We start from the raw sequence: 25,298 nt of genomic DNA on the forward strand, positions 1-25,298 counted from the left end.
CACATATGGAAAGAGAGGTTCTTCTATGATCTATCAAATTAGCGTGGCCCTGATTGCAGTGGCATTTGCAGTACTGGTTTTCTTTTTAATTCGTACCTTGAAATCCGCTCAGGGTTCTTTGGACAATGTCTCACAGACACTGCAGGAGGTACAGAAAACCATTGATGAACTTAGTTATGAAGTGAAGCAGACGGTAAGGCATGCCAATGATATTACGGTGGATGTACAGCACAAAATGAAAAAAATTGATCCTGTTATGGAATCTGTTGAGAATCTGGGAGAAGTGTTGAACGAAGTGACGGCAGCAGCCAAACAAGTCTCCACAACGCTGATGGCGAGATTTCAGACTAAACGTAACAACGCTGAACAGACCAAACATGCTGAATCGGTTCATGTAACTGCACCGCCTGCTACATCAACGGATCGTACCCTGCAATCCTATGAAGCTACATATAATGGTGAAGCTAAGGGCGGGAAAAACTGGATGAAGTATATTGATGTTGCAGCGAATGTATGGCAACGGATGCGCAAGTAACATGACCGCTTTATAACCATGAAGAAGCCTTCAGAGCGGTGATGAACCTGATGAAAGGGTGAGAATCATGATGAAACTACTGCTTGTGATGTTTAGCGTAATTTCTCCCTTTTCCGTTCAACCGGCAGCGGTACCCGTTGCTCACGATATGCAATGGACGGTAATGGAAGAGAAGGCGTCAGAGGTAACTCTGGCTGTTGATCGATCCGAGACTTTCCAGCATTTTCGGACTCTGAATGGCATTTCTCTGGATGACACCATGGATGATTTGTTGGCCAACAAGGGCCAGCCGGGGCATAAGCAGGAAGATCCTTATCTGGGGTGTCCTGAATATCACTTTCATGATGTAAAGGTTGGTTTGTGTGAAGATACGGATGTTATTCAATATGTGCATATCGATGCATCTGAGAATCACATCATGTTAAACGGAAAGAGAATTGAGATGAATATTGAAGCGATCCATCATGCTCTCGGGAAACCTTATTATGTGGCAGAGGACGGAGAAGTGTTTCTCCGTGGAGACCAGGCTCTGAAAGTATATATGAAGTCAGGCTCTCAGCAGATTGAAGGCATTGATCTTTTTGATGACACAGTTTCCTAGGATTGGTTATTACCGAATCGTTTCAACCCCATATAGTATGGTTATATATTAAGTAGCTCGATACAGAAGATTAAATCAGAGGAGAGTGGAAACGATGAATTCAACCAATGAGCAAGCTTATGCAAAAGTGGTAGAAAACGGAGTCCAGGCGGTAGAAGCGGTGAAAGAATTGCAGATTACCGGATACCTTGCTGATCAAATCTTTGTTCTCGCCCATGAGAAGGATCGTACAGATCGAATTGCCGATACAGCAGATGCCAAAGAAATTGGCATAAAGGAAGAAGGCGTATTTGATTCCTTGGCGAATCTGTTCCGCTCACGTGGTGATGAACTCCGGGCCAAAATTGTTTCGATGGGCTTTACCGAAGCCGAAGCGGACTTCTACGAGAGTGAACTCGACAAAGGTAAAGTACTCGTTATTGCTAAAAAGAAAGATTAACCCGATATACGTTGCAAGTTGAAGTTTGCTGAACATAGACAAGCTTCTGAATCATTTATGTAAAATGCTTAATCAAAAACATAGATAAGGAATGGGGCTTTCCCCATTCCTTATCTATGTTTTTGCAAGTTTGGAAGCGGGATCAGGACGCTGCAAAAACAGGGTGGGTTGCGGGGAGAATCTCCAGCGATGGTGCCATTTACTGATAGAAGTTTTTTGTTTTTACGATTATAGTTATACTAGGAATTATTATGTCTACTGCCGTTTTGTATGCAAAATTTGTATAATCAACGTTTGTTTTAACCTAATAAGAATCGACAAACCCGGACGCCACAGATAAGGAGATATCAATGAGAATACTTATTGTTGACGACAATCCGACGAATGTCATTATCATTCGAGAAATTCTGAAAAAAGAAAACTATCGTGACATTGTAACGGCGAGTTCCGCCATGGAAATGTTTGAAGTGTTGGGAATTGGGGAGGAAAGCAACGAACTTCGTCCAAGACCGTCGGATATTGACCTGATTTTGCTAGATATGATGATGCCGGAGATGGATGGTATCGAAGCCTGCAGTATTGTGCAGAAATTTGAGAATCTGAAGGATATACCGATTATTATGGTGACTGCCATCGGAGATTCCAAGAAACTTGCCGAAGCATTGGATGCAGGGGCATCTGACTATGTGACCAAACCGATTAATAAAGTCGAACTGATGGCCAGAATTCGACTCGCACTTCGTTTGAAACAGGAGAAGGATTGGCACAAAGAGCGTGATCAACGTATTCAGGATGAGCTCAAGTTGGCAGCGATGGTCCAAAATGCTGTTTTAAGTCCGGCAATTAGGGACCCGTTGTTCCAAGTGCATGCCATCTATAAACCATCTTTTGAGCTTGCGGGTGATCTGTATTCTTGGTATCCACTTGGGGAAGGCCGTTACGGAGTTCTGCTGCTCGACATGATGGGACACGGGATATCTTCATCCCTGTTTACCATGTTTATCGCTTCTGTGTTAAAAGATACGGTTACCACTTATGTGGATCCAGAGAAGGTCATTCAAGAGTTGAACCGTCGTTTTAACCAGCTCCATCTGGAAAAACAATTGGTGCAGTATTATTTCACGGCAATTTATCTGGTCGTTGATACACGGATGAAGCGTATTGATTATGTTAATGCAGGGCATCCACCTGCTTTATTCTTCCGAAACGACGGCAGTGTCACCACATTTGACAGCGTCTGCTGTCCTGTTGGTTTATTTGACAAGATGGATATTGAACCACAAACGATCCATTACGAGGGTGACGGGCATATTGCACTATATACGGATGGATTATTGGAAGCTGTTCAGGGCGGGCAGGAAGAACAACATGAATTCCTGATCGAAAAACTGACCGGGTCACATCAGTGGAATGAAGCTGCCATGCAGGCCATGTTCTTTGACGACGAAATTCCCCAGGAGCGGGATGATGATAAATGTCTGGTCTGGATTACTTTGGATAAAGGGGCGGGGGATGAATGAAGATCAGGAATAAACTGCTGATTGGTTTTACCGCTCTGATGGCTATTTTGATCGTGCTCACGTTTGTGAGTTATGAACGGCTAAACAGCAGTAATAAACAGATTGATCAGATGTATCAGGAACGTTATCTCAAAGTAAGGTTCACTTCTGCTGTACGCGGAGAGGTCAATGATATTGCCAAAGTGCTGGCTAACTTGTTATTGAATCCGAACAATTCAATTAGTGCTGCTGAAGGTGACCTGAAGGAGATGAAGGATCGGGGGGATGGTTACCTCGTAGAAGTGAGAAACCGAGCAGACAGTGCACCTGAACATCAACTGGTGGATCGTGTGAATACTGCGTGGACTGCTTATACTTCCTATGCAACAAGACAGATCAACTTGATGTCCCAAAGCAGGGTAGAAGATGCGAATAACTACCGCAATGCAACAGGACTCGCGGTGCAAAAAGAAGCTGTGGATAGTTTGAATGCTCTTTCCCGTTATCAGGACCAAGAGATTGATGCCGAGATCAAAAACGCTAACGCAGCGTATACGAGAGCAGTACAGATCACGATAGGTATCATGATTGCGGGGTTGTTGCTTGCATTGGGTGTCATTATGTGGGTGCTGCCGAGTATCACACGGGGTCTGAACACGGTATCTATGATGATTACCAGCTTTGGTAAAGGGCGTTACCGAACCATTCGGCGCATACAGGTCAAATCAACCGATGAGATTGGTCAGATTGCCAGTGTGTTCAAGGATGTATCCAGTGATCTGGAAGAAAAACTGGAAATCGAGAGGGCTTATGTACAGGCTCAGCAGGATCAAAACTGGATGAGTTCGAATATCGCAAGAGTCCCGGAACTGCTTCGGGGGATTGGCTCCATTCGCCAAATTTCACAGATGTTTATCAGTGAGTTCACACCTGTGCTTGGCGCTCAGTTGGGTGTTGTCTATCTGATCGATGAGGAGAAACATCCCGACGAACTGAGACGTTACGGTGCATACGCATTTGAAGAGAACGAAGATGTTGGTAAAGAAATGTATCGCATCGGTGAAGGCTTGATTGGTCAAGCCGCGCTGGATATGACACCAATTATTCTGGAAAATACGCCTGAAGATTATGTGCATATTGGTTCAGCTTCAGGTTCAACACGTGCTGCGGGTATCATGATCTATCCTGTCGTGTTTGAAGATGAACTGATTGGTGTAGTTGAAATGGCTTCCTTTGAAGGTTTCAATGAACTTCACAAGCAGTTGTTCACACAACTGATTATGAACCTGGGCGTAATTTTGAACAACGTTCGACGTCGTTTGCGTGTGGAGGAGTTGCTGCGTGAATCCCAGGCACTGACTGAGGAACTGCAGGTTCAATCGGAAGAATTGCAGACACAGCAAGAAGAACTTCGTCGTTCCAATGAGAATCTGGAGGAGCAGACAGAGGCGCTTAAACGTTCCGAGGAATTGCTGCAGCGTCAGCAGGAAGAATTGGAGCATTTCAATACGGAACTCATTGCCAAGACGCGGGCGCTTGAAGAGCAGGTGCGTGAAGTTGAAGAGAAAAATGACGAAATTGAGAAAACGAAGACACAGTTGGAACAGCAAGCTACACAGCTGTCGATGACAAGCAAGTACAAGTCCGAATTTTTAGCGAATATGTCACATGAACTCCGTACACCATTGAACAGTCTGCTCATTTTGTCCCAGTTATTGTCGGAGAACAAGGGTGGGAATCTGACTGACAAACAGCAGGAATATGCGCAAACCATCTACATGTCGGGCGCCGATCTGCTGAAGATGATTGATGAGATTCTGGATCTGTCCAAAGTGGACGCAGGTAAGATGGATATCAATTATGAGACAGTTCGAATGGAAGAGCTGACCAGCTTTGTTCAGCAGAACTTCGGACCGATGGCGAATAAAAAGGAACTGAACTTGAATATCGATTTCGACAGCGATCTACCGGAATGGGTATACACCGACAGTCATCGCGTCAAACAGATTTTACGGAATTTGTTGTCGAACGCATTTAAGTTCACCAATCGAGGTTCGGTTAGTCTGATTGGACGACGAATGAAACCGGAAGAGCTGCCGGGTTATATGAACACCAATCAGGAATATCTCGGATTTAGTGTAAAAGACACCGGCATTGGTATTCCATCGGATAAGACGGATTTGATCTTTGAAGCGTTCCAGCAAGTAGACGGGACCACAAGCCGGAAATACGGTGGAACTGGCCTGGGATTGTCCATTAGCAGGGAGCTGGCACGTTTGCTTGGTGGCGCAATACAGGTGGAATCATCCGAAGGGGAAGGTAGCTGCTTTACCTTATACCTGCCGGATAATCATGAAGAGGAAGCCTTGGCAGAAGAAGGTGCTTCAAGAGAAGCGGCTGTATCCTCAGAGGATCTTTATGAACAGTCCATCGAAGCACGGACCATGCTTTCAAGTCATCAGTCCATTCTCTCTCCTGATCCGGAGCGTAGCGTGGGTAAAGATCTATCTCCTTCCCATACTCCAGATGTCACGCAGATCGAAGATGATCGGGAGAATATCATGGAAGGCGACAAAATCCTCCTCATCATTGAGGATGATGTGAACTTTGCACATATTTTGATGGATATGGCGAGAGGAAGAGGATTCAAAGCACTTGTTGCCCTACAAGGTGATAAAGGACTTGAAATGGCACGTCAATATTTGCCGGATGCCATTATCCTGGATATTCAATTGCCGGTAATGGATGGTTGGACCATTCTGGGCGAGCTGAAGAGCAGTTCGGCAACACGCCACATTCCGGTTCATGTGATTTCAGTTATTGATGATATGAAGCAAGGTCTGATGATGGGCGCCATTGCGTATCTGAAAAAACCTTCGAGCAAGGATTCACTGGATAAAGCATTCTCGCATATCAAATCATATACCGAGAATCAATTAAAACGACTGTTGATCGTCGAAGATGATGAGATTCAGCGTAAAGCCATTATAGAATTGATTGGTCATGATGATGTTGCAATCACTGCTGTATCGACAGGTAGTGAGGCGTTGAATGAATTACACAGCCAGCGTTATGACTGCATGGTACTGGATCTAATGTTAACGGATATGACCGGGTTTGAGTTGCTCGACCAGATTCGCGATGATGAATATCTGAACGATCTGCCGATTATAATTTATACAGGCAAAGAGCTGGATTCCAAGGAAGAAATGAAGCTGCGCAAATATGCGGAATCCATCATTATCAAAGATGTGAAGTCACCGGAACGTCTGCTGGATGAGACCACTTTGTTCCTGCATCGGGTAGAAGCCAATTTGCCGGAAGACAAGCGTCGAATCTTACAGAAACTACACAACAAGGAAACGTTGTTTGAAGGCAAAAAAATATTGCTTGTAGATGACGATATCCGTAACGTATTTGCCCTTTCAAGTGTCCTTGAAGGCTATCGGATGGATGTGACATTTGCGGAGAACGGCCGAGAGGCTTTGGAGATTTTGGACAAAAATCCTGAATTTGATCTGGTACTGATGGATATGATGATGCCAGAAATGGACGGTTATGAAGCAATGACACGAATCAGACAGATCCCGCAGTTTGAAAAGTTGCCGATTATTGCGCTCACGGCCAAAGCCATGAAAGAGGATCGCGGCAAATGTATTGAGGCCGGAGCATCTGATTATGTGAAAAAACCGATCCAGACAGATCAATTGTTATCCTTAATGCGCGTATGGTTGTATTCGTAAGTTCATTATTCGTATGTTGATTGTTTGGGTAATGAAAGACAATACGACGAATACGCAAGTAACAAATGAAGAAGTGGAGAGAACTTATGACACCGTGGGAACCTACCGAGACGGGGGCAGATTTGGTCCGTATGCCGCAAGATGAAGAACGTGAGCTGATCGAGATTGAGTTGCTGTTGGAAGGCATGCACCGTTTATATGGATATGATTTTAGAAACTATGCATTGCCATCCCTAAAACGAAGAATCTGGCATCATGCACATGCTGAAGGTGTTAAGAGCATATCCGGCTTGCAGGAGCGTGTTCTTCATGACCGTTCCGCGTTTGACCGTTTTGTACAGAACTTATCCATCCCTGTAACGGAAATGTTTCGAGATCCTTCGCTTTTCCGAATGTTTCGGGAACAGATTATTCCTATCCTGAGAACATACCCGTATATCCGAATATGGCATGCGGGATGCTCTACGGGAGAGGAAGTTTATTCCATGGCCATCATGTTGCATGAGGAAGGACTGTATGACAAGGCAAGAATCTACGCAACGGATATGAATGATCGCTCTTTGCAACAGGCCAAAGAAGGCGTATATGGTATTGAGAAAATGAAACTATTTACTACAAATTATTTGGAGGCAGGGGGTACCAGAGCCTTCTCCGAGTACTATACAGCGAAATATAATTCGGTGATATTTCATCCTTTTCTAAGGAAGAACATCATTTTCGCCGAGCACAACCTGGCAACAGACCGGTCATTTAACGAGTTTAATGTTATCTTTTGCCGTAATGTCATGATTTATTTTAATGATGAACTGCGGAACCATGTGCATGGGCTGTTTCATGAGAGCTTGAGCCACTTTGGTATTCTGGTTCTGGGGTCGAAAGAATCGATACATTTTACAGAGTTCAGTGATACCTATGAGCCGTTAGACCGGACCGAAAAAATATACCGGAAGATTAAATAGGGGGTTAGGGTTAGCCATGGGGCTCAATGAACCAATCCACATATTATTGGTAGATGACCGCCCTGAGAACTTGCTTGCTCTTGAAGCAGTTCTGGAATCGGAACAATATAAACTCGTTAAGGCAACTTCCGGAGAAGAGGCACTCCGCTGTCTGCTAAAAGACGAATTTGCGGTTATCGTTCTCGATGTGCAGATGCCTGGAATGGACGGAATTGAGACAGCAAAGTTAATTAAGGCACGGGACAAGTCCAAGGATGTGCCGATTATATTCATCTCTGCGAATAGTAGAGAAGCGGAGCACTTGTTTGCCGGATATTCAGCCGGGGCCATTGATTACATGGTTAAGCCATTTATTCCTCAGATTTTGAAATCCAAAATCGAGGGGTTTGTGGAGATGTTTATCACCAATAAACGTTTGAAGACACAGACCATGCTTCTTCACCAGAAGACACAGGAACTGGAGAAGATGAACCAACAACTCATTCAGGCCAAGGAAGAAGCAGAAATTGCAGCCAATGCAAAGACCGAGTTCCTGGCGATGATGAGTCATGAGATTCGTACACCGATGAACGGAGTTATCGGTATGGTTGATCTGCTGATGGAGACGGAACTGAGGGAAGATCAGAAGGAATATGCAGACATCGTTCGTCGCAGCGCGGATGCACTTGTCACGGTCATCAACGACATTCTTGATTTTACCAAGATGGAATCCGGCAAAATGGAACTTGAAGAGCATCCTTTTGAAATTGTCTCCTGTGTTCGGGAAGTGTTGGGATTGTTTGCTGCAGAAGCAGGCAAAAAGAACTTGGAACTGGATTATTTCCTGGAGGATTCTGTCCCTGAATTAATCTATGGAGATATGGCAAGGCTCCGTCAAGTTCTCTTGAATCTTATTGCAAATGCGATCAAATTTACCGATCAGGGTGGAGTGTATCTGATCGTGTCAGTTAAGGAAGAAAAGGATGGAGAAATGGCATTGGAGTTTGCCGTTAAAGACACCGGGATAGGTATCGCTTCAGACAAAGTTGATCGCCTGTTCCAGCCGTTTTCCCAGCTGGATACATCCATGACACGTAAATACGGTGGAACTGGCTTAGGACTGGCAATATGCAAGACTCTGGTTGAAATGATGGGTGGACAGATCTATCTGGATACAACAGAGCAACGGGGAGCAACGTTTGTATTTACAATTCAGGCGAAACGTTATGTAGAAACTGAACTGATCCAGAGGAACGGGGAAGAGAAGCCAACGGATGTGAAAAATGAGAATAAATATCCTACGGTATTAATCGTGGATGATCATCCTATTAACCAGAAGTTGATGGCGATTATGCTCGGTAAGCTTGGGTTGCTCTCAGACATTGCTGAAGATGGGCAGAGCGCACTCGATATGGTAAACGGCAGCCGTTATCCCTATGACTATGTGTTTATGGATCTGCAGATGCCTGTGATGGACGGTTTGGAATGCACACGGCGGATTCGAGAGAGCCTGTCCCAGTCTGATCAGCCAATCATTATAGCCATGACTGCTAACGTGATGGAAGGTATTCAGCAGCGCTGTATTGCTGCCGGCATGGATGATTATATTAGTAAACCGGTGAAAATGGGCAATGTGAAACAGAAAATAGCCCAGTTTCAGAAACAACGACAAATGTTAGATCCAGGCCCTTCAGCCATGAATCAGGCCAATTGAAACATTTTCCAAACTTCTTTCTGTTTCACTCGTGCTGAAGTTGGGTTATTAGGTAAGGAAACCATTGATCAGGAGAGAGATGTCTAATGAATACAAATAAAAATGAAAAATTCAATGCAAGAACTGAAACACAGGACGGCGTATGCACGGTGTATCTGACTGGCGAACTGGATTTGTCGGTTGCTCCTGACTTCCGCTTGGTGATGGAGCCGCTCGTGGATAACAAGGAACAGGATCTTGTGATCAACATGAAAGAATTGAAGTATATCGATAGTACAGGGATTGGTATCCTGTTATCTGTTCTGAAGGCAAGACATGGAATGGAAGCTCGCTTTGAAGTACAGGAAGTTCCTGCGCAGATTCAGAAACTTTTTGATATGACGGGCATTGCCAAATTCTTTGTCACACAGAAGAATTCCCAATAGGAAAGGATCGAAAAAGGAATGAATGCAGAAGTTCAAAGAGTCACCCTTAATTTACCTGCGACAGCTGATTACGTTGATATTGTAAGACTCAATCTCTATGGAGTAGCATCCAAAATGGGATTTTCTTATGAAGACATTGAGGATATGAAAGTTGCTGTATCCGAGGCCTGTAACAACTCTGTATTGTATGCCTACTCACACGAAGGCGGCATGGTTGAAGTTGTATTCGAAGTGGATGGCGAAACATTGTCCATTATTGTCAAGGACGAAGGTGCCAGCTTCGAGAACATGAACCCTGCTGTGTCACGTGCCGGTCTACACGACAAAGAACTGACGGAAGCACAGATTGGCGGACTTGGGTTCTACCTGATGCAAGCCTTGATGGACGATGTCAGTGTGGAAAGTGAGACGGGCAAAGGTACGAAAGTAGTACTCGTAAAACGTCTTGCAAGAAGTGAGGAGAAAGTATGAATGAAAAAGTGACTCCCCCAGAGTCCATGTCTGAAGCTATAGGTTTGATCTGGGAATACCAGCAGACCCAAGATAATGAAATTGCAACAGTTCTCATCCGTAAGTATGAACCAATGGTAAAGATGGCAGCAGGTAAAATCGCTCGGAATCGCCCCGATCTATACGAAGACTTGTATCAGACCGGGCAGATGGCTTTGATTCGTTTGCTCAAGCAATACGATATCAATCTAGGTATTCCGTTTGAACCTTATGCCATGAAGAGCATGATCGGTCATATGAAGAACTACTTGCGCGATAAATCCTGGTATATTCAGGTGCCCCGGAGGATTAAGGAAAAGGGAGCACTTGTGCAACATGCCATTGATGAGTTAACCGTTAAGCTGGAGCGCTCACCCGGTGTGAACGAAATTGCTGAATACCTTGATTTGACTGCAGAAGAGACGATTGAAGTTCTGGCTGGTCGGGAATGTTACCACTATGTATCACTGGATTCTCCTTTATCTCAGGATGACAGTGCAGCAACATTGGGTGAACTGATCAGTGCAGATGTTAATGACTATGATTCGGTCGAAAAACGGATGGACTTGCAACAGGCATTGGGACAATTGAAGGAACAAGAGCAGCAGGTACTTATTCTAGCATTCCAGGATGGCCAATCTCAGCGGGCAATTGCCCAGAAGCTTGGTGTTTCACAGATGAGTGTATCTCGTATTCAGAAGCGAGCTACAGAGAAATTGAAACAGATTATGTCTAATGCTTCAATGTTATGAAAAATGGAACCCTAATGTTGTTGAGTACGGCATAAAGAAGGACACGTCATTGCACTGAAATGCATACGTGTCCTTTTTGGGATCAAAAAGATGGGTATGTAATGAAGAAGATGAGTGCAGGAGTGGATAAAGTGATTGTGAACCAAATCAAGTTGGAAGCTCGCCGTGACAAGTTATCTTGCTCGGACCATTGGCAATGGTGGGATTGGGTTGCACCTGACACCGATAGCATGAACGATGCTTTGGAGGAGCTGACAGAGGCGTTTCCGGATATGCGATATTGGCTTTATAAAATTCCGGAAGTCGAATCGAATTATTTGTCCGTCCGTTTTGTGAATGGTAAAGAACCAGTCATATTTGGTTCATTGTTGTATGCGATCAAGAATGAGAGAGATGACAAAAGAAAAGATAATCAGATGTTCTTTTATGTCGATCGTAATAACCTGGTTACCTTGAATATGGATGACAATACACGAGGTATTATGAAGACGGATGAACGTGCCCATATGTTACAGCAATGTAGTGAGGCCAGGGACGGGATGTTTGTACTTTTTCGAGCTATACTGCATTACTACCATGTGGGAATGGATCATTTTGAGATGAACCTGCGTGATCTGGAACGGAAGATGGAATCTCGCAATGCCCGCACCTTGATGGACCAGATTCTCGCCGCTCGATTTGAATTATTGTATTGGAGTAATCTGTTCATCCCTTACTCGGAACTGATGGCTGCTTCACATGAGGCTTACCTTGATGAAATAAATGAAAATCGATATTTCCAGCAGCTCCAACATCGAGTAGAGCGAATGGAACGTTTGTTTAGTCACTACGAGAAAGAGATCGATACGTTAATCTCCATTGATAATGCAATCTCCGGTGTACGTGGCAATGAGATCATGAAGACGCTGACCATTGTCACTGCTGTGTTCATACCTGCCACGGCAGCTGGCGCGATATGGGGGATGAACTTTGAGAACCTGCCCTTTATCGACAAATCATGGGGAGTTGTACTGGTCCTTGTTGTCATTATCTTAAGCATGATCAGCATGTATGTATGGCTGATGATGAAAGGCTGGACAGGAGATCTGCTCAAAGTGAAATCCTCACAGCCTTCAGCTGAAGAGACAGAGAAAAAAGGAGCTACGGAAAAACGTAAGGGATAGCCTACTATTGGTTAGTCCTCTTAGTTTTTGTAATCTTCAATATAACCAAGCAAGTCAGCGATATATTGGCCCACAATCGGCATATTCACGAATTGGCTGAGAATGAATGCCAGCAAACCGAGAACAACAAAGGTACCCACAGTCAGCCCGAGACCTCGTGCCATGCCCGCTGTGAAATTGGTAATAATCCGCTTTTTGGGACTGCTATAATTCTCAATAATATCCTTGATCTGTGCTCTCTCCAGACTGTCCGCAATCTGGTCCAAGCGGGTGTTCAATCGCTTTACCTCATGACGTAATTCAAAAGGATGCTCGCTTGTATCATACTGCTGTGTCGGTGTTGCTCCCTTAATTGGAGTATTACCGTTGATTGTAACTTTACTCATAGTATTCGTCCTCCTCAACTCTCATTGGATAAAAAATAGCCAGCTGGAGTGCAGCTGGCTATTGGTCACTCGATCTGTATCGCCTTACAGGCTAGTCGAGTTAAGTTCTTTACGTGCATCTTCCTTCGCTTCAACGGAAGCGGCAGCCACTTCATCAGATGCACGGGATGCTTCGTTAGCCACATCAGCGGACGCTTTTCTCACAGAGTCCATTACATCATTGCGGCCTTGATTTACCGTTTTTGCAATATCGGAAGTTTTGGAAGAGACCGTTTTAGCCAGTTCAGTGGCTTTGTCACTTACAACAGTTGCCACTTCTTTGGTGCGGTCAGTAACGATGCCCACTTTCTCGGAAAGGTCACCACGCAATTCACGTCCTGGTTTAGGCGCAAAGAGTAGTGCTGCTGCAGCTCCCAGCAAACCCCCGATGAAAATACCTTTTGCGAAAGTTGAACCCGTCTGTACAGGATATTGCTCTTCTGCTTTATTCATGTCTAATCACTCCTTCTTCAATTTAAGAAACAAATACGAAACAACGAACACCTTGTTGCCCGAATCAGGCAGCCTGTCTTAGCAGTCTGGACACAAGCCCCAGCAAGAAAACAAAGAGCGCTGTACCAATGATGGCAGGGATGATGGCAAAGTTACCGATAACTGGTCCCCAGTTACCAAGCAAAAGTGCTCCCAGCCAGGCTCCGGCAAATCCTGCAATCATTGCACCGATTATGCCTCCAGGCATGTTGTGACCGGCAAGTGCATCTCCGATCAAACCGATGATGACAGCCATCACAATGCTGATAATGATGCCCCACATAACAACCGCCTCCTTTAAACTTGATGTAGGATGTTGTCTGTTCGCGTTTGCTTACTTCGTATATAAACCCCGTGCAACCCTGTGAAACAATAAAGATGAGGATGAATGAACTGGAAATCAGAGGAATTCATTCTTTAGCGGTTTTGTTTAATGCCCTTAACCATGCAGAAGATCCATGCCAATCCAGCAGTAAATCCAGTTAATACATCCGTAGGATAATGAACGCCCAGCATGATTCGGCTGAGGCCAATCAAGAAAATAAAACTGATACCACATAGAACAGGAAGCCACACACCGGAAGAGTTATGTCGCTGTCGTTCAATGGCCCAGATTACAAAGAGCATACCGTAGAAGCCCATGGAGATCATGGCATGTCCGCTGGGAAAGCTGTACCCGTGAACGACCAACAGATGATCCAGTTCAGGTCTGCTTCGTCTGAAAAATTCCTTCAATAACGTGTTTAGAATCCACATCATGGCAAAACTTCCCGTGAGCGCATATCCATATATAACAAACCTTGGACTACGTTGTATGAAGAAAAGAAGAGCAAAACCTCCTGCAGCCACAGCAGAGATTTTGAATGAGCCCAGTGCGGTTATGAATGCAGTGTAAGGGAATAGATGAAGACGTGAATCTGAATTCAGATAAAATAATTGCTGAATTTGATCATCCAGACGAATAATAACATCAGCACCCAACCAGGCACCCAGACCTGCCAGGATGAATACAACCGAAGCGCTGAGGGCCAGACCAATCAAACCCCAGTTGAGGAGTGGACGTAATAACGTGCCGGGAGTTGAACTGAATGAGGCTGGTGAATACGTTTTGCGCGGCATAATGAGTTTCTCCTTCAGTTATTGTAGTAGATGAACATAGATGATAAAGCTATACCCGAAATGCCTGTCGAAAAAACTGTAAAAACGTCGCTTTTGTACTATACTATTTAAGATATCCCATGCGGCGTCGTGACGCAAAGCAGAGATGAAATCGGGAGCACAAAGGAGAGAACTCGCATGGAGAGTGCCTTGTTAATTAAAGAATACCGTGCAGGCGTTATGGAATGCGCCCATTACGGACACATAAGTATTACGGATGAGTATGGCCGAATCGTATACTCGGCTGGCGATCCTCATTTTAGAGCATTCACTCGCTCATCTGCCAAACCTTTTCAAGCCATTCCAGGTATTCGGGCAGGAATTGCCAGTCACTATGGTCTGTCAGCACAGGAGATTGCCATTATGTCCTCTTCGCATCGTTCGGAACCGGAACACATTCGGGTGCTGGAGCAGTTATCCGGTAAAATTGGATTGGGAGAAGAATGCCTGATCTGTGCACCAAGTTATCCGCTTAATGAAGAAAGCCGTAATCAATGGTTACGTGGACAGGGAGAGAAACGGCGCATCTTGCACAACTGCTCCGGAAAACATCTGGGGATTCTGGGGTACAGTCAGATGAAGCAGGTTGATCTGGGTAGTTACGCTGAACCGGATCATCCGGTACAACGAGAAATTCTTGAAACCTTTGCCGACCTGGCAGGTATTGAAGAAAAAGAGATTGAGCTTGGGACGGATGGCTGCGGCTTTCCGGTATTTTCTTTGCCGTTGTCGGCATTGTCGAACGCTTATCTGAAGCTCGCTTGTCCGGATCTTATCGCTGATCCTTCCACAAGAACAGCTGTAGAAACCATAACATCAGCTATGAATGAACATCCGTTGATGGTGGGTGGCACGGAGCGTGTAGATTCAGTGCTGCTGGAAGACGATAACATTGTAGCGAAGGGTGGATTCAAGGGGGTATTCGGTTTTGGTCTGAAAAAAGAAAGACTGGGAATCACCTTCAAGGTGCTTGATGGTTCCGAGGAAGAGTGGGCCTTCATCACCCAATCCATCCTAAGACAGATTGGTTATTCCAATGAGAGAACCATTGCACGATTGGCTGAAGTGTTCCCTTCGGACATCCGAAATGATGCGGGTACCCTTGTAGGTCATGCAGATAGTGAGTTCATTCTCCACTCACTTGAAGATAGCGTATAACCTTAAGAAGGGGCGTGATTAGAGTTGCCGGACCCCGGGTAAAGATGACATACCAACTGGTATTCATCTATACAATTCATATACACGCATGGACTGCCGCGGTAATGTGGCAGCTCTAAACCCTTGGAGGTGGATGAACATGATTAAAGTGGTGACATCGGAAGAAAGGCACACGTCGGATCGAGGTTGGATACACAGTGAATTCAGCTTTTCCTTTGCGGATTATGATGATCCAAGCAATGCCCATTTTGGCTGTCTGTTGGCTCATAATGAAAACACGCTGATGCCGCAAGAAGGCTTTAAGAAACATCCACATCATGATCTTGAACTTGTCAGTTATGTCATATCAGGTACACTCAAACATACGGATAGTATGGGAACAGAGCAATTGCTTGAACCGGGTACGGTCCAGGTGATGAGTGCGGGTACGGGAGTGGAACATTCTGAGACCAATCCGTCAGCGGATGAACCGGTACGTTTCCTCCAGATGTGGTTTTTGCCATCGGAGCGTATGCTGAAACCATCCTATACGAATCGGAGAATAGAGCCGCAGGAGCATTTAAATCGTCTATGTCCGATTGTATCCGGGCAAGGGGGAGAGGGAACCGAAGGCGCATTGCCTATTTCCCAGGATGTAACCTGTTACCTCTCCCATTTGGAGTCCGGGAAAAAGTTGATGTACCCGCAACACGAAGATCGACGGACACATCTTTTCCTGATCAGTGGGCATGTAGAGATTCATTGTTCGGATGGTAACTTCAACCTCAAGCCGGGCGATGCCGCACGAATTCGCAAAAGCTGTGATCTGCAAATCACGAGCACAGACAGTGAACCTGCCGAATTTGTTTTGGTTGACCTGCCTTAAGGATGGGATGTATTCCGTTAAGGATAGTCTGGAAATATAAATATGTGAAAAAGGACCTGTTCCCACGGTGATGTGGAAACAGGTCCTTTTTTTGGACTAAGATTTACGAAGATTACCCAGTTCCGAAGCGACAGCTTCCACTTCAGAGATACTGAGATGTTCCTTGCTCAAAATCATTTCATACAGGTCAAACAGATCTTCATATTTCTCAAGTGGGAATGAAGAAGCTTGCATGGCGGCACCACTTGCCATACGAAGTTTGGTTTTGATCGCTTCAATCATATATTCCATATTGGCTGCTGTTGCTTGTGTTAAATCCATCGTTAAGTTCATCCCTTCCGTATCGGAAACTCTTGTTATTGTATCATGATTGGAAGCGCTCAGGCTAATGCTTTTGCGAGGAAACCAAGCATCGGTTACAATGATGGATACAACAACAGGATTTCATGGAAACCTGAGTGTACTGGAGGGAATACAGCTTGGCAGCGTATAAGCGAGAAATGGTTCGCCATCAAGGAAGGGAAGTCCGTAAAGGCGTGCCTGCAGAGAATTTGATCTTATTTTTCAAAAACATCGTTCAACTTCATTCTCCAGCTGAGATCACGTTTGTCTGCATCGGTACTGATCGTTCCACCGGGGATGCTTTGGGTCCACTGACAGGAAGTTTACTGCAAGAGAGCGGAATGGAGAACGTGATTGGCACGCTGTCTTCCCCTTGTGATGCAGATACGCTGGAAAAGAAATTGGCACTTATTCCTGCACACCATGCCATCATAGCGATTGATGCATGTCTGGGTCCAAAGCAGGCGGTAGGTACATACTATCTCTCGAATAACCCACTCATTCCGGCCCAATCGGTCGGAGGCAAGCTACCTCCTGTTGGACAATACAGTGTAGCAGCTGTGGTTAATGCGAATGGACCAAGGCCCTATTCCATTTTGCAGATGACCTCGCTTCACCTGGTCATGGGGATGTCCCGAACGATTGCAGACGCCGCAATTGAAGCAGGGAAATGGAGACAAACGTTTCATTCATGATATGTAGGCTTAATAATATACAACCTGAATTATTTAATTCGCGCAGAGAGAGGGATTCATATGGAAAAAGTGATGTGTGATGGAACGACGATTTGTTATGCCGAACAAGGTAAGGGAGAAGCACTCATTTTGCTCCACGGATACTGTGGCAGTTCATCGTATTGGGATGAGGTCGTACCTGAACTGGCACGCAGCTATCGCTGTATCGTCCCCGATCTGCGTGGACACGGAAAAACAGATGCACCTGTAGGAAGTTATACCATCGAACAGATGGGCAACGATGTATTACAGTTGATGGATGAGTTGAATGTGGAAAAAGCGGTCCTTCTGGGACACTCGATGGGGGGATACATTACGCTCTCGATTGCACAGCGTCACCCGGAGCGTTTGAATGCATTTGGTCTGATTCATTCGACAGCCTATCCGGACAGTGAAGAAGCCAAGGAAAAACGCCTTCGTGCTGTATCCACCATTCAGACCGAAGGTATCGTGAATTTTGTAGATGGACTGGTTCCCGGACTTTTTGCACCGGAACATGTGGAATTGCTATCTACGCATGTAACACGTGTGAAGGAAATTGGTTACCAGACTGCTCCTCAAGGTGCTGTTGGTGCTGCACTTGCTATGCGAGAACGTCCGGATCGCCGCGATGTGTTATCGGCTACACCTTTACCTGTATTGCTGGTTGCGGGAGAGAAGGATGCTGTTATCCCGCCAGAACGTACATTTACAAGTGACAAGCCACATATCGTGCAAGCCGTGATTGCGGGTGCGGGTCATATGAGCATGTATGAAGCTCCTGAAGAATTAATTCAGGTCATTAAACAATTTATGGCTGGATTATCGAAGTAATTGATGAAGTAATTTATGTTGATTTCATTAGGGCGTGTCTGAAAACTCCGAAGGAAGTAGATTTTACTGAATTTTCGTTCCAAGCAAGGAAGTTTTCCGCAGGCGTGCCGGGGCACGTCAAGGGGAAGTGACGCAGCATGGGGCGAAAAGGCGGTAAAAGATGCACTTCAGCGAGTTTTGAGACACGTCCTAGAATATAGTTTGGTTTCTGGATGATTCAACCTCTTGTGGAGGAGGAGTTACCAGTTCCATTTCAACCGAACCCCTGCCACGTCCCTTTGGGATAGGCAGGGGTTTAGTGTGTTCATGGCCAGAGCAAAGACACGCGTGTCTTGTTTTTGGCTTTTTGTCATGGCATGAATTAAAATAAATATAAAGGAACGATATGAGAACGATTGGATGTATAGGGTCGAATGATGAGGGGGCATACAGCATGTTCAGAAAAGATTATCTGCTCCGCATGATGGAGGAAATGACTGAAGCAATAGGCAAAGTGTTCACGCTCAAACAGCAACGTAAGCACACCGAGGCATTGTCTGAACTGGATGAGCTGATGCGCAGGCAGTTTGGGTTGAATTTATCTCTACTGAACTCATTGCCAGCGGAGGATGTTATTGAAATGTTCCGTTTTCGCGGAATAATTGAGGTAGACAATCTGCAGCAGGCCGCGAGGCTGATTGAAGAAGAGGCTTACATTTATCAAGAGAAGGCCAAAGTGGAAGGCATAGATGATCAGGAGAGAATGGACGCAGAGGATGAGGCTGTCATTCGATTGATGAGATCACTTCATTTTTACCTGTATGCATTGAATCATGGCGCTAATCCCAAGTTGTTGGACGCACCGGAACGGGTGGAGGGTGTGTTGGGGCTTACGAAAGAATATGAACTTCCTGCCCGGACTGAAAGACAGCTTGCCCTCTATCGTGAACAACAAGGACGTTACGACCAGGCAGAGAACAGTTGGTATCGATTGCTCCAGCTTGGTGATGAATTCCCGATGAGCTACCGAGATGATGTACAGGCGTTCTATGAAAGGTTGAGCCAACTCACGGATGAACAACTGGAGCAGGGCGGTCTGCCACGGAACGAAGTTGAAGAGGGACTAGCTGAACTAAGTCGTCAAGAGATGAACTCATAAAATATGGATTGGATCAAGGCTTGTTACATGCCTTTACTTGGAGAGGGAACGGAATTGTGGTATGGTAACGGTTGACCAAACCAAACCGAAAGTGAGATGTACCCCGTGGATTCATTGCGAAAGCTTATACAAGACATCTTTGAACAGAATTCGCTGATTACAGCGACCTGGAGCCAGCTGCGCAGACGGGACAATGTCTCGTATACCAAAGTGCAAGTCAAGCCGGTGACACTGAAGAATCAGCTGCATTATCAATTTGCATTTCATTATAACAACAAAGTGCTGCACGAGAATTTGACTCCGGCTGAAGCGGCTGAGCGCATGACTTTGTTATGCGAAGAGACGTTTCGTCAAGGGCTGCTCTGTACGACCGAGGCAGACTATCAAATTTTGATCAGCAAAAAATATAAAGTATCCATTCTTACCAAATCTGCTTCCAAGACTGCGGTGGATCTGTCGCATAATCGCAAGAAGCAATATGTATTGGAAGAGGGAGTACCCGTATCGTTCCTCGTTGAACTTGGTATTATGAACGAAGAAGGTCGTGTGCTGGCCCGTAAATATGACAAGTTCAGACAGATCAACCGTTTCCTCGAAATGGTGCAGGATGTCATTCCACATCTGCCGGAAGGACGTCCACTGACCATCGTTGACTTTGGTTGTGGCAAGTCTTATCTGACATTTGCGTTATATCATTATCTGTCTGTACAACAACGTCGTTCACTCAAGATTATTGGGTTGGACTTGAAGGCAGATGTAATTGAACACTGTAATGATCTGGCTAATCGATTGCATTATGGCGATCTGAAGTTTCTGGTTGGAGACATCGCGGACTACGATGAATTGAATGAAGTGGATATGGTTGTCACACTGCATGCCTGTGATACAGCTACCGATGCTGCTTTGGAGAAGGCAGTTCGTTGGGGAGCTTCTGTTATTTTGTCTGTTCCTTGCTGTCAGCATGAACTGTTTGATCAAGTAGAGGCCTCCGTGATGAATCCGTTGTTGTCCCATGGCATCCTCAAGGAACGTTTTTCTGCACTGGCTACGGATGGGATTCGTGCCAAGTTGCTTGATCTGATGGGATACAAGACACAATTGCTTGAATTCATCGATATGGAGAATACGCCTAAAAACATATTGATTCGTGCTGTTCGCGGTCAGGCTGGCGAAGTGACGGAGATGTGGAATGAATATACGGCTTTCCGTGATTTCATTCATGCCGATCCATATTTGGAGCGGGCTTGTGCCGATTTGCTTCCTGGCGATGGCAAGCAGGCCAACGGGAAATCAAAATCGAGCAAAGAAACCGTTCAAGATTCCGCAAATTGCGACCTTTGCTGAGTGTGCCAACGCCTATACAGGGACATACTACAGTTAGGGTCTCTGAATGTAAACTTCAATAGAGTGCACATACTTCGTAGCAAGCAACATCATAACTGTCAGATGTATATCAGGCAGAAGGACCCGTTATCGGGATCTTCTGTCTTTTTGTTATGCATATGGAGCGGTGGAAGGAAGGAGGGAGGGTGGAGATGAAGAATAGGAGAATGGATAAGGGAGTTCTAAGGTATAGACGAGGGTATGAGGCGAACGAGTTAATGGTGGAACAGGCGTTTGACGGGTCTCGCCATGCAGAGGGTACAGAATATGTAGATAACAGGGACTTATGTAATGGGGGCAAGAGGGACGGTAGAGATAGTAAGGGCAGTAGGGACAGTACATATAATAGGGAAGATACATACAACAAAGATGATACGTATAAAAAAGATGACAAAAATAATCCAAATGGAGCTATTCAGACCGATGCGTCAGGGAGTTTTTCTCAAAGTTTGAAGTGTAAACGTTATTCAGGATCGGAGTGGACTGTTGGGTTGGGCATACTCTCCATTGTCTTGCTGCTTGCAGGATGTCTGAGTGGGGGACTGTATTATTCGGCCGATCTGTACCCTGTCCTTTTGATCGCAGCAGGAAGCATATTGATCATGTTTTTTCTTTTCCTTGTAGGTATTCGTTCACTCGTCTTCTGTGGACGAAAACCCATGTCATTAGGACAGGGTCAGGGGAACATCGAACGAATGGTTGAGACAATATTTCAATCTCCCGGGATGTGGCGGGTATTGTGGCCGCTGGGGATGATGACATGTTTTGGGCTACATGCATGGGCAGGCTCGGTGAGTAAACAGGGCAGCATGGATGAGATGCTGCGGTGGAGCCTGCTTGTGCTGTTCACCCTGCTCACTGCAATACTGGCTGCGCGCACGGATGGTGCGCGTTGGTTAGCCTGCGGTTGGCAGATAGCGGGCGGCTTGCTTGTGCTCAGCGGCATCTTTGCCGTGTGCGGGATATTGCCGCTGCCCTTCGGGGTGATGCGGACTGCTGACCCCGAGATCAGCTCCGCCGGAGCAAGGCTCGGCGGATTATTGCAGTACCCGAATGCGTACGGTGCCATTGTTGGCATGTACGCATTGGAGCGGCTGACAGCCGCCGCGCGAGTCATAGCCCGGCCTGTGCCGGCCGGGCGACTCATCGCGGCAGTGCTGCCGCTCATGCCCGCGCAAGCCGCGCTCCTGCTGAGCGAGTCGCGCGGCGCTTGGCTGGCGACCGGCTGCGCCGTAGTCGCCGCCTTTGCTTTGCAGCGGCGCGGTGCCCGCCTGCCGCTGCTGCTGGCCATAGCCGCGCCACTGGCGTGCGCGGCCTGGCTGTACCGCCAGCTAGCTGCTGCTCAGCTGGCGCCTGCACCCGTGCCCGGCCTGCTGGCACTGGCCGGGGCATGGGCAGCTGCGCTGCTCGGCACGCTGCTGCTGTGCCATCTATGGCAAAGCAGCGCCGCCAAGGCTCCGCGCGCCGCTGCTTTGACGGCCATCGTGCTAGCGGGAGCCGCCGCCGCACTGATGGCCGTGGCCTCCACCGCCGATCGCCTCGCGGCGGGTGTCGGCACTGGGGTGTCCCGCCTACAGATGTGGCGGGACGCCCTCCAGCTGTGGACCGAGGCCGCATGGCTTGGCCACGGGGGAGACACATGGCGCAACATGTTCCGCGCCATTCAATCCTCGCCTTATGTTGGAGGCGAGGTCCACAACGGCTTGCTCGATCTTGCCCTGGACACGGGCTTGATCGGCATCGTGCTTGTCGCAGGGTGGTTTCTCCTCACCCTGCGAAGCATCTTTTATTTTGCACCACAGCTCTTTCCATCCGTGCTTATTTTTGGCCTGCATGGGGCGATGGACTTTGACTGGAGCTTTACATTATTTTGGATGCTTTTCATCTGGCTTGGTGCTTGGGCAACTGCATTGAAGACGGAAACAGAGGGGGTCCAGCGATCCGAAGGAATTGCGGACTACACTCCCTCCAGATTCAAACTGAGATCTAAATCCAGATCTCTTTTCTTGCGATATTTACCAACCCAATCCCGTCCAGCTACTGTCCCGATGCGTTCCTTCTTTCATATTCTTCAGCGAGTAACTGCTCGGCTAATAAGGGTATCCACAGTGATGATCATCCTTTTATGGCTTGGTGGAACAGTCTGGCTGACCTCCCGATATGCCGTAGCAGAAGTGCAGTACCGTCAGGCGATGTCTGAACTGGATGGCACTCCAGCACAGAAGGTGCATCTTATGGCTGCTTTTCAATCGAATCCGAATCGATCGGATATCGTGATATCTCTTGCGCGAACGCTCACGGGACGAGAAGCAGAATCACTCCTTTTAAACAGCCTGTCCCATTCCCCGATGCACCCTCAGATTTACATCGAACTGGGACGATTGGCAGCCCAATTCGGCGAAGGACAACAGACAGGAGAATATTTTGAACAAGCGATCGCATTGAATCAGTATGATGGCATTGGCCAATCCGCGGCTTTGTATTGGATGGAGCAGGCAGCGCGGCGGGAATGGAAGTCAGGATATAGAGATCGAGCCCGACAGACTGCCGCTGCTGGTGTACAGATGTATGAACGGTATCAACTGCTGGCTGAGGAAGTGGAAGCAGGAAACGTTCGCAATGATCGTCGTTTTGTACTGGAAGAACATGCTCCAGGTTATGGAGAGAACCTGCGTAGGCTTGCTTCGGGTTCTTCTCCTCCGTTTACTCCAGAGTTGACCAAGCGGAGCCCTTAAATCACTGCTGGATCTTGACGTTTACCCATGCGATATAATGTTGGATGTCAGCGTCTAAAAAGTCTGGGAGTCCAAGCTGGCTGCTCCTTGCGGAGGGTATGCGATTTTCTAAGGAACACAGGACGTCTTATTTGGCCTCTAGCTCCTCTTTTTAAATTGTAAGGAACATCAGACACGTTATTTCCCGAAACTCCTAACAAAAACATTATAAAAGGCCAAAAATCCCGAGATAACGTGTCTCAGATTCCTTAGATTTCTAAAATTGCTTCAAATCCTTGAATAAGACGCCTCAGATTCGTTACCACTCGTGGGCTTGAGCATGAAAAATTACTCGGTGTTTATGTTCATACTCCCAGCTTATATTCATGCCCACCTGGAGGTCGGCTCCATGCTCTGCTCCAACCGCAAGGGGTCGCCCTCGAATCCCACCTAGAGTGAAGCTTTACATCGGAAAGAGAAAATCGCATTTTTGTTGTCTCTATCGCTTACTCGTACGTGAAGGACACATTAACATCATCACACGTTAAGGACACAGTGCCCTTGACTGTTCCTAACATGTTCAGATTCGCTTTAGCTTTGCTGCGTCTTTCAGTAGGTTTGAAGACACAACTAACTGCCTCATTTTTGCATTCCTACAGACGATAACCGCCAAATGCGTGCTGAAACGCATCTTTTAATGGTTCAACATCTACTTCCCACATCGCGGCGATCTCTGCACTGACATCCGTGTTCCACCACTCACATAATTTCTTGCGGTTGTCGCGATTCTCCCCAATCCAGAGCAGATTTGTGATCACCTTACCGTAATAATATTCTTCTGCCTGCTTCATCCGTTCGGGAGAGACATATACTTTTAGCCTTTTGGCTGTCCGGTACAATTCCTTGCTGCATGCTCTTCGAATTCCTCTGGCGGAAGGAAGGTTTTGACCGGATTGCGTATGTTTGACCGGCGGAGAACCGGGTATTGACTTGTGTGACATCTTCTCACGCTCCTCTCCCCATACCATATGCGGACTGCTGCGAACGGGACACTATCCCAACCTCGTGAAGTAGCAACGTCCACAGCCCTGTGATAAAATAGGGACGAACATCCATGGTGCGGAGGGGCACCGCCAATCAGGATGGAGAAAGAGGGTTGAGATGGACTTTATTCATAACCTTGTTGGCCAATTGTTCGATTGGATTCAAAGTCTTGGGTACTTTGGAATCATGCTTGGATTAATGTTGGAAGTTATCCCGAGCGAAATTGTGCTGGCGTATGGAGGTTTTCTCGTTTCACAAGGTAATATCAACTTTTTCGGTGCTATGATTTTTGGTACGGTGGGCGGTGTGATTGCCCAGTTATTTATCTACTGGATTGGCCGTTATGGCGGCAGACCTGTGCTTGAACGCTATGGGAAATACATACTCATCCAGAAAAAACACATCGACCATTCCGAGGAGTGGTTCCGCAAGTATGGTACAGGTGTCATTTTCACGGCGCGTTTTGTTCCGGTGGTAAGACATGCAATCTCCATCCCGGCTGGCATCACGAAAATGCACACAGGCAAATTCATCTTGCTTACTACACTCGCTGTTATACCTTGGACTGCATTGTTTATATATTTAGGGATGATTCTTGGAGACCAATGGAAGCATATTGATGAGAAAGCGGCACCATATGTTATGCCTATTTTGCTTGTCGCTCTCGCCCTTATGATCGTTTATGTACTTATTAAATGGATGAATGCTCGTAAAAAGAAAGGAAGTGTCTAGTC

25 protein-coding genes are annotated in these 25,298 nt (G+C 46.3%); 19 read left to right on the plus strand and 6 right to left on the minus strand.

Annotated features, from left to right (window positions below; genetic code table 11):
- Positions 1–25 precede the first annotated feature (25 nt).
- From MHI14_RS04570 to MHI14_RS04620, 11 genes are all read left to right on the plus strand, one after another.
- Complete coding sequence (locus MHI14_RS04570; RefSeq protein ID WP_133387150.1) at positions 26–535, plus strand: DUF948 domain-containing protein; 510 nt, start codon at positions 26–28, stop codon at positions 533–535.
- 88 nt (positions 536–623) lie between these two features.
- Positions 624–1,136: a hypothetical protein gene (locus MHI14_RS04575; RefSeq protein WP_341129939.1), complete on the plus strand. Its 513-nt coding sequence runs from the start codon at positions 624–626 to the stop codon at positions 1,134–1,136.
- Between the two features lie 94 nt (positions 1,137–1,230).
- The gene (locus MHI14_RS04580; RefSeq protein WP_017692267.1) at positions 1,231–1,575 is read left to right on the plus strand and encodes a general stress protein; all 345 of its coding nucleotides are present in this window, start codon (positions 1,231–1,233) and stop codon (positions 1,573–1,575) included.
- 350 nt (positions 1,576–1,925) lie between these two features.
- Positions 1,926–3,095 (plus strand): PP2C family protein-serine/threonine phosphatase, encoded by a 1,170-nt coding sequence (locus MHI14_RS04585; RefSeq protein WP_047841574.1) that lies wholly within the window; start codon positions 1,926–1,928, stop codon positions 3,093–3,095.
- A complete protein-coding gene (locus tag MHI14_RS04590) occupies positions 3,092–6,817 on the plus strand; it encodes a response regulator (protein WP_091038562.1) in 3,726 nt (1,241 codons plus the stop codon). Before MHI14_RS04585 ends, MHI14_RS04590 begins: the two co-directional genes overlap by 4 nt.
- An 86-nt stretch (positions 6,818–6,903) precedes the next feature.
- The gene (locus MHI14_RS04595) at positions 6,904–7,776 is read left to right on the plus strand and encodes a CheR family methyltransferase (protein ID WP_074096446.1); all 873 of its coding nucleotides are present in this window, start codon (positions 6,904–6,906) and stop codon (positions 7,774–7,776) included.
- Between the two features lie 16 nt (positions 7,777–7,792).
- Positions 7,793–9,469, plus strand: coding sequence for a response regulator (locus MHI14_RS04600; RefSeq protein ID WP_091038563.1), 1,677 nt, complete (start codon positions 7,793–7,795; stop codon positions 9,467–9,469).
- Positions 9,470–9,555: 86 nt separating this feature from the next.
- The gene (locus MHI14_RS04605; protein ID WP_036606989.1) at positions 9,556–9,894 is read left to right on the plus strand and encodes an STAS domain-containing protein; all 339 of its coding nucleotides are present in this window, start codon (positions 9,556–9,558) and stop codon (positions 9,892–9,894) included.
- An 18-nt stretch (positions 9,895–9,912) separates the two neighbouring features.
- Positions 9,913–10,365, plus strand: coding sequence for an anti-sigma B factor RsbW (rsbW, locus tag MHI14_RS04610; protein ID WP_036606993.1), 453 nt, complete (start codon positions 9,913–9,915; stop codon positions 10,363–10,365).
- Positions 10,362–11,135, plus strand: coding sequence for a sigma-70 family RNA polymerase sigma factor (locus MHI14_RS04615; RefSeq protein ID WP_047841571.1), 774 nt, complete (start codon positions 10,362–10,364; stop codon positions 11,133–11,135). The genes rsbW and MHI14_RS04615 overlap by 4 nt, the downstream gene beginning before the upstream one ends.
- A gap of 101 nt (positions 11,136–11,236) precedes the next feature.
- Entirely contained in the window at positions 11,237–12,298 is a 1,062-nt protein-coding gene (locus tag MHI14_RS04620) for a magnesium transporter CorA family protein (RefSeq protein WP_249913176.1), read from the plus strand.
- A 20-nt stretch (positions 12,299–12,318) separates the two neighbouring features.
- Here the strand turns inward: MHI14_RS04620 and MHI14_RS04625 are convergent, their stop codons facing one another.
- The 4 genes from MHI14_RS04625 to MHI14_RS04640 all read right to left on the minus strand — a co-directional run bounded on the left by MHI14_RS04625 (position 12,319) and on the right by MHI14_RS04640 (position 14,334).
- The gene (locus MHI14_RS04625; RefSeq protein ID WP_091038566.1) at positions 12,319–12,684 is read right to left on the minus strand and encodes a DUF5665 domain-containing protein; all 366 of its coding nucleotides are present in this window, start codon (positions 12,682–12,684) and stop codon (positions 12,319–12,321) included.
- A gap of 84 nt (positions 12,685–12,768) precedes the next feature.
- Positions 12,769–13,176 carry a YtxH domain-containing protein gene (locus MHI14_RS04630; protein ID WP_076212649.1) on the minus strand — a complete coding sequence of 136 codons (408 nt, stop codon included), beginning with the start codon at positions 13,174–13,176 and terminating at the stop codon, positions 12,769–12,771.
- A gap of 64 nt (positions 13,177–13,240) precedes the next feature.
- Positions 13,241–13,498 (minus strand): GlsB/YeaQ/YmgE family stress response membrane protein, encoded by a 258-nt coding sequence (locus tag MHI14_RS04635; protein ID WP_017692278.1) that lies wholly within the window; start codon positions 13,496–13,498, stop codon positions 13,241–13,243.
- A 134-nt stretch (positions 13,499–13,632) separates the two neighbouring features.
- On the minus strand, positions 13,633–14,334 hold the full coding sequence (locus MHI14_RS04640; protein WP_341129940.1) for a phosphatase PAP2 family protein: 702 nt from the start codon (positions 14,332–14,334) through the stop codon (positions 13,633–13,635).
- 177 nt (positions 14,335–14,511) lie between these two features.
- Here MHI14_RS04640 and MHI14_RS04645 point away from each other — a divergent pair, with 177 nt between their 5' ends.
- On the plus strand, positions 14,512–15,531 hold the full coding sequence (locus MHI14_RS04645; RefSeq protein ID WP_249913175.1) for an asparaginase: 1,020 nt from the start codon (positions 14,512–14,514) through the stop codon (positions 15,529–15,531).
- A gap of 139 nt (positions 15,532–15,670) precedes the next feature.
- Entirely contained in the window at positions 15,671–16,396 is a 726-nt protein-coding gene (locus MHI14_RS04650; protein ID WP_133387146.1) for a pirin family protein, read from the plus strand.
- Positions 16,397–16,492: 96 nt separating this feature from the next.
- Here MHI14_RS04650 and MHI14_RS04655 read toward each other — a convergent pair whose 3' ends face one another.
- Positions 16,493–16,717 (minus strand): DUF1128 domain-containing protein, encoded by a 225-nt coding sequence (locus MHI14_RS04655; RefSeq protein ID WP_017692283.1) that lies wholly within the window; start codon positions 16,715–16,717, stop codon positions 16,493–16,495.
- A 158-nt stretch (positions 16,718–16,875) separates the two neighbouring features.
- Here MHI14_RS04655 and yyaC point away from each other — a divergent pair, with 158 nt between their 5' ends.
- The 5 genes from yyaC (at position 16,876) to MHI14_RS04680 (ending at position 23,541) form a co-directional block, all read left to right on the plus strand.
- A complete protein-coding gene (gene yyaC / locus MHI14_RS04660; protein WP_091038572.1) occupies positions 16,876–17,433 on the plus strand; it encodes a spore protease YyaC in 558 nt (185 codons plus the stop codon).
- 60 nt (positions 17,434–17,493) lie between these two features.
- Positions 17,494–18,285: an alpha/beta fold hydrolase gene (locus MHI14_RS04665; RefSeq protein WP_133387144.1), complete on the plus strand. Its 792-nt coding sequence runs from the start codon at positions 17,494–17,496 to the stop codon at positions 18,283–18,285.
- A gap of 433 nt (positions 18,286–18,718) precedes the next feature.
- On the plus strand, positions 18,719–19,423 hold the full coding sequence (locus tag MHI14_RS04670; RefSeq protein WP_341129941.1) for a DUF6483 family protein: 705 nt from the start codon (positions 18,719–18,721) through the stop codon (positions 19,421–19,423).
- 96 nt (positions 19,424–19,519) lie between these two features.
- Positions 19,520–20,767 (plus strand): class I SAM-dependent methyltransferase, encoded by a 1,248-nt coding sequence (locus MHI14_RS04675; RefSeq protein ID WP_051447021.1) that lies wholly within the window; start codon positions 19,520–19,522, stop codon positions 20,765–20,767.
- A 191-nt stretch (positions 20,768–20,958) separates the two neighbouring features.
- On the plus strand, positions 20,959–23,541 hold the full coding sequence (locus MHI14_RS04680; RefSeq protein ID WP_341129942.1) for an O-antigen ligase family protein: 2,583 nt from the start codon (positions 20,959–20,961) through the stop codon (positions 23,539–23,541).
- Between the two features lie 632 nt (positions 23,542–24,173).
- On the opposite strand, the gene MHI14_RS04685 is transcribed toward MHI14_RS04680, so the two are convergent.
- Positions 24,174–24,521 (minus strand): dehydrogenase, encoded by a 348-nt coding sequence (locus MHI14_RS04685; protein ID WP_074096436.1) that lies wholly within the window; start codon positions 24,519–24,521, stop codon positions 24,174–24,176.
- Positions 24,522–24,681: 160 nt separating this feature from the next.
- On the opposite strand from MHI14_RS04685, the gene MHI14_RS04690 reads away from it, so the two are divergent.
- On the plus strand, positions 24,682–25,296 hold the full coding sequence (locus MHI14_RS04690) for a DedA family protein (RefSeq protein ID WP_091019353.1): 615 nt from the start codon (positions 24,682–24,684) through the stop codon (positions 25,294–25,296).
- Positions 25,297–25,298: the final 2 nt, after the last annotated feature.

This window comes from Paenibacillus sp. FSL K6-2393 (assembly GCF_038002545.1).
GTDB lineage: Bacteria > Bacillota > Bacilli > Paenibacillales > Paenibacillaceae > Paenibacillus.

Coding starts and splice junctions, on each gene's coding strand:
- MHI14_RS04670 (WP_341129941.1), top strand. CDS start 18,719: ATGTTCAGAAAAGATTATCTGCTCCGCATGATGGAGGAAATGACTGAA.
- MHI14_RS04650 (WP_133387146.1), top strand. CDS start 15,671: ATGATTAAAGTGGTGACATCGGAAGAAAGGCACACGTCGGATCGAGGT.
- MHI14_RS04675 (WP_051447021.1), top strand. CDS start 19,520: ATGTACCCCGTGGATTCATTGCGAAAGCTTATACAAGACATCTTTGAA.
- MHI14_RS04625 (WP_091038566.1), bottom strand. CDS start 12,684: ATGAGTAAAGTTACAATCAACGGTAATACTCCAATTAAGGGAGCAACA.
- MHI14_RS04655 (WP_017692283.1), bottom strand. CDS start 16,717: ATGGATTTAACACAAGCAACAGCAGCCAATATGGAATATATGATTGAA.
- MHI14_RS04680 (WP_341129942.1), top strand. CDS start 20,959: ATGAAGAATAGGAGAATGGATAAGGGAGTTCTAAGGTATAGACGAGGG.
- MHI14_RS04600 (WP_091038563.1), top strand. CDS start 7,793: ATGGGGCTCAATGAACCAATCCACATATTATTGGTAGATGACCGCCCT.
- MHI14_RS04645 (WP_249913175.1), top strand. CDS start 14,512: ATGGAGAGTGCCTTGTTAATTAAAGAATACCGTGCAGGCGTTATGGAA.
- MHI14_RS04590 (WP_091038562.1), top strand. CDS start 3,092: ATGAAGATCAGGAATAAACTGCTGATTGGTTTTACCGCTCTGATGGCT.
- MHI14_RS04635 (WP_017692278.1), bottom strand. CDS start 13,498: ATGTGGGGCATCATTATCAGCATTGTGATGGCTGTCATCATCGGTTTG.
- rsbW (WP_036606993.1), top strand. CDS start 9,913: ATGAATGCAGAAGTTCAAAGAGTCACCCTTAATTTACCTGCGACAGCT.
- MHI14_RS04575 (WP_341129939.1), top strand. CDS start 624: ATGTTTAGCGTAATTTCTCCCTTTTCCGTTCAACCGGCAGCGGTACCC.
- MHI14_RS04640 (WP_341129940.1), bottom strand. CDS start 14,334: ATGCCGCGCAAAACGTATTCACCAGCCTCATTCAGTTCAACTCCCGGC.
- MHI14_RS04580 (WP_017692267.1), top strand. CDS start 1,231: ATGAATTCAACCAATGAGCAAGCTTATGCAAAAGTGGTAGAAAACGGA.
- MHI14_RS04690 (WP_091019353.1), top strand. CDS start 24,682: ATGGACTTTATTCATAACCTTGTTGGCCAATTGTTCGATTGGATTCAA.
- MHI14_RS04605 (WP_036606989.1), top strand. CDS start 9,556: ATGAATACAAATAAAAATGAAAAATTCAATGCAAGAACTGAAACACAG.
- MHI14_RS04595 (WP_074096446.1), top strand. CDS start 6,904: ATGACACCGTGGGAACCTACCGAGACGGGGGCAGATTTGGTCCGTATG.
- MHI14_RS04630 (WP_076212649.1), bottom strand. CDS start 13,176: ATGAATAAAGCAGAAGAGCAATATCCTGTACAGACGGGTTCAACTTTC.
- MHI14_RS04570 (WP_133387150.1), top strand. CDS start 26: ATGATCTATCAAATTAGCGTGGCCCTGATTGCAGTGGCATTTGCAGTA.
- MHI14_RS04615 (WP_047841571.1), top strand. CDS start 10,362: ATGAATGAAAAAGTGACTCCCCCAGAGTCCATGTCTGAAGCTATAGGT.
- MHI14_RS04665 (WP_133387144.1), top strand. CDS start 17,494: ATGGAAAAAGTGATGTGTGATGGAACGACGATTTGTTATGCCGAACAA.
- MHI14_RS04685 (WP_074096436.1), bottom strand. CDS start 24,521: ATGTCACACAAGTCAATACCCGGTTCTCCGCCGGTCAAACATACGCAA.
- MHI14_RS04620 (WP_249913176.1), top strand. CDS start 11,237: ATGAAGAAGATGAGTGCAGGAGTGGATAAAGTGATTGTGAACCAAATC.
- MHI14_RS04585 (WP_047841574.1), top strand. CDS start 1,926: ATGAGAATACTTATTGTTGACGACAATCCGACGAATGTCATTATCATT.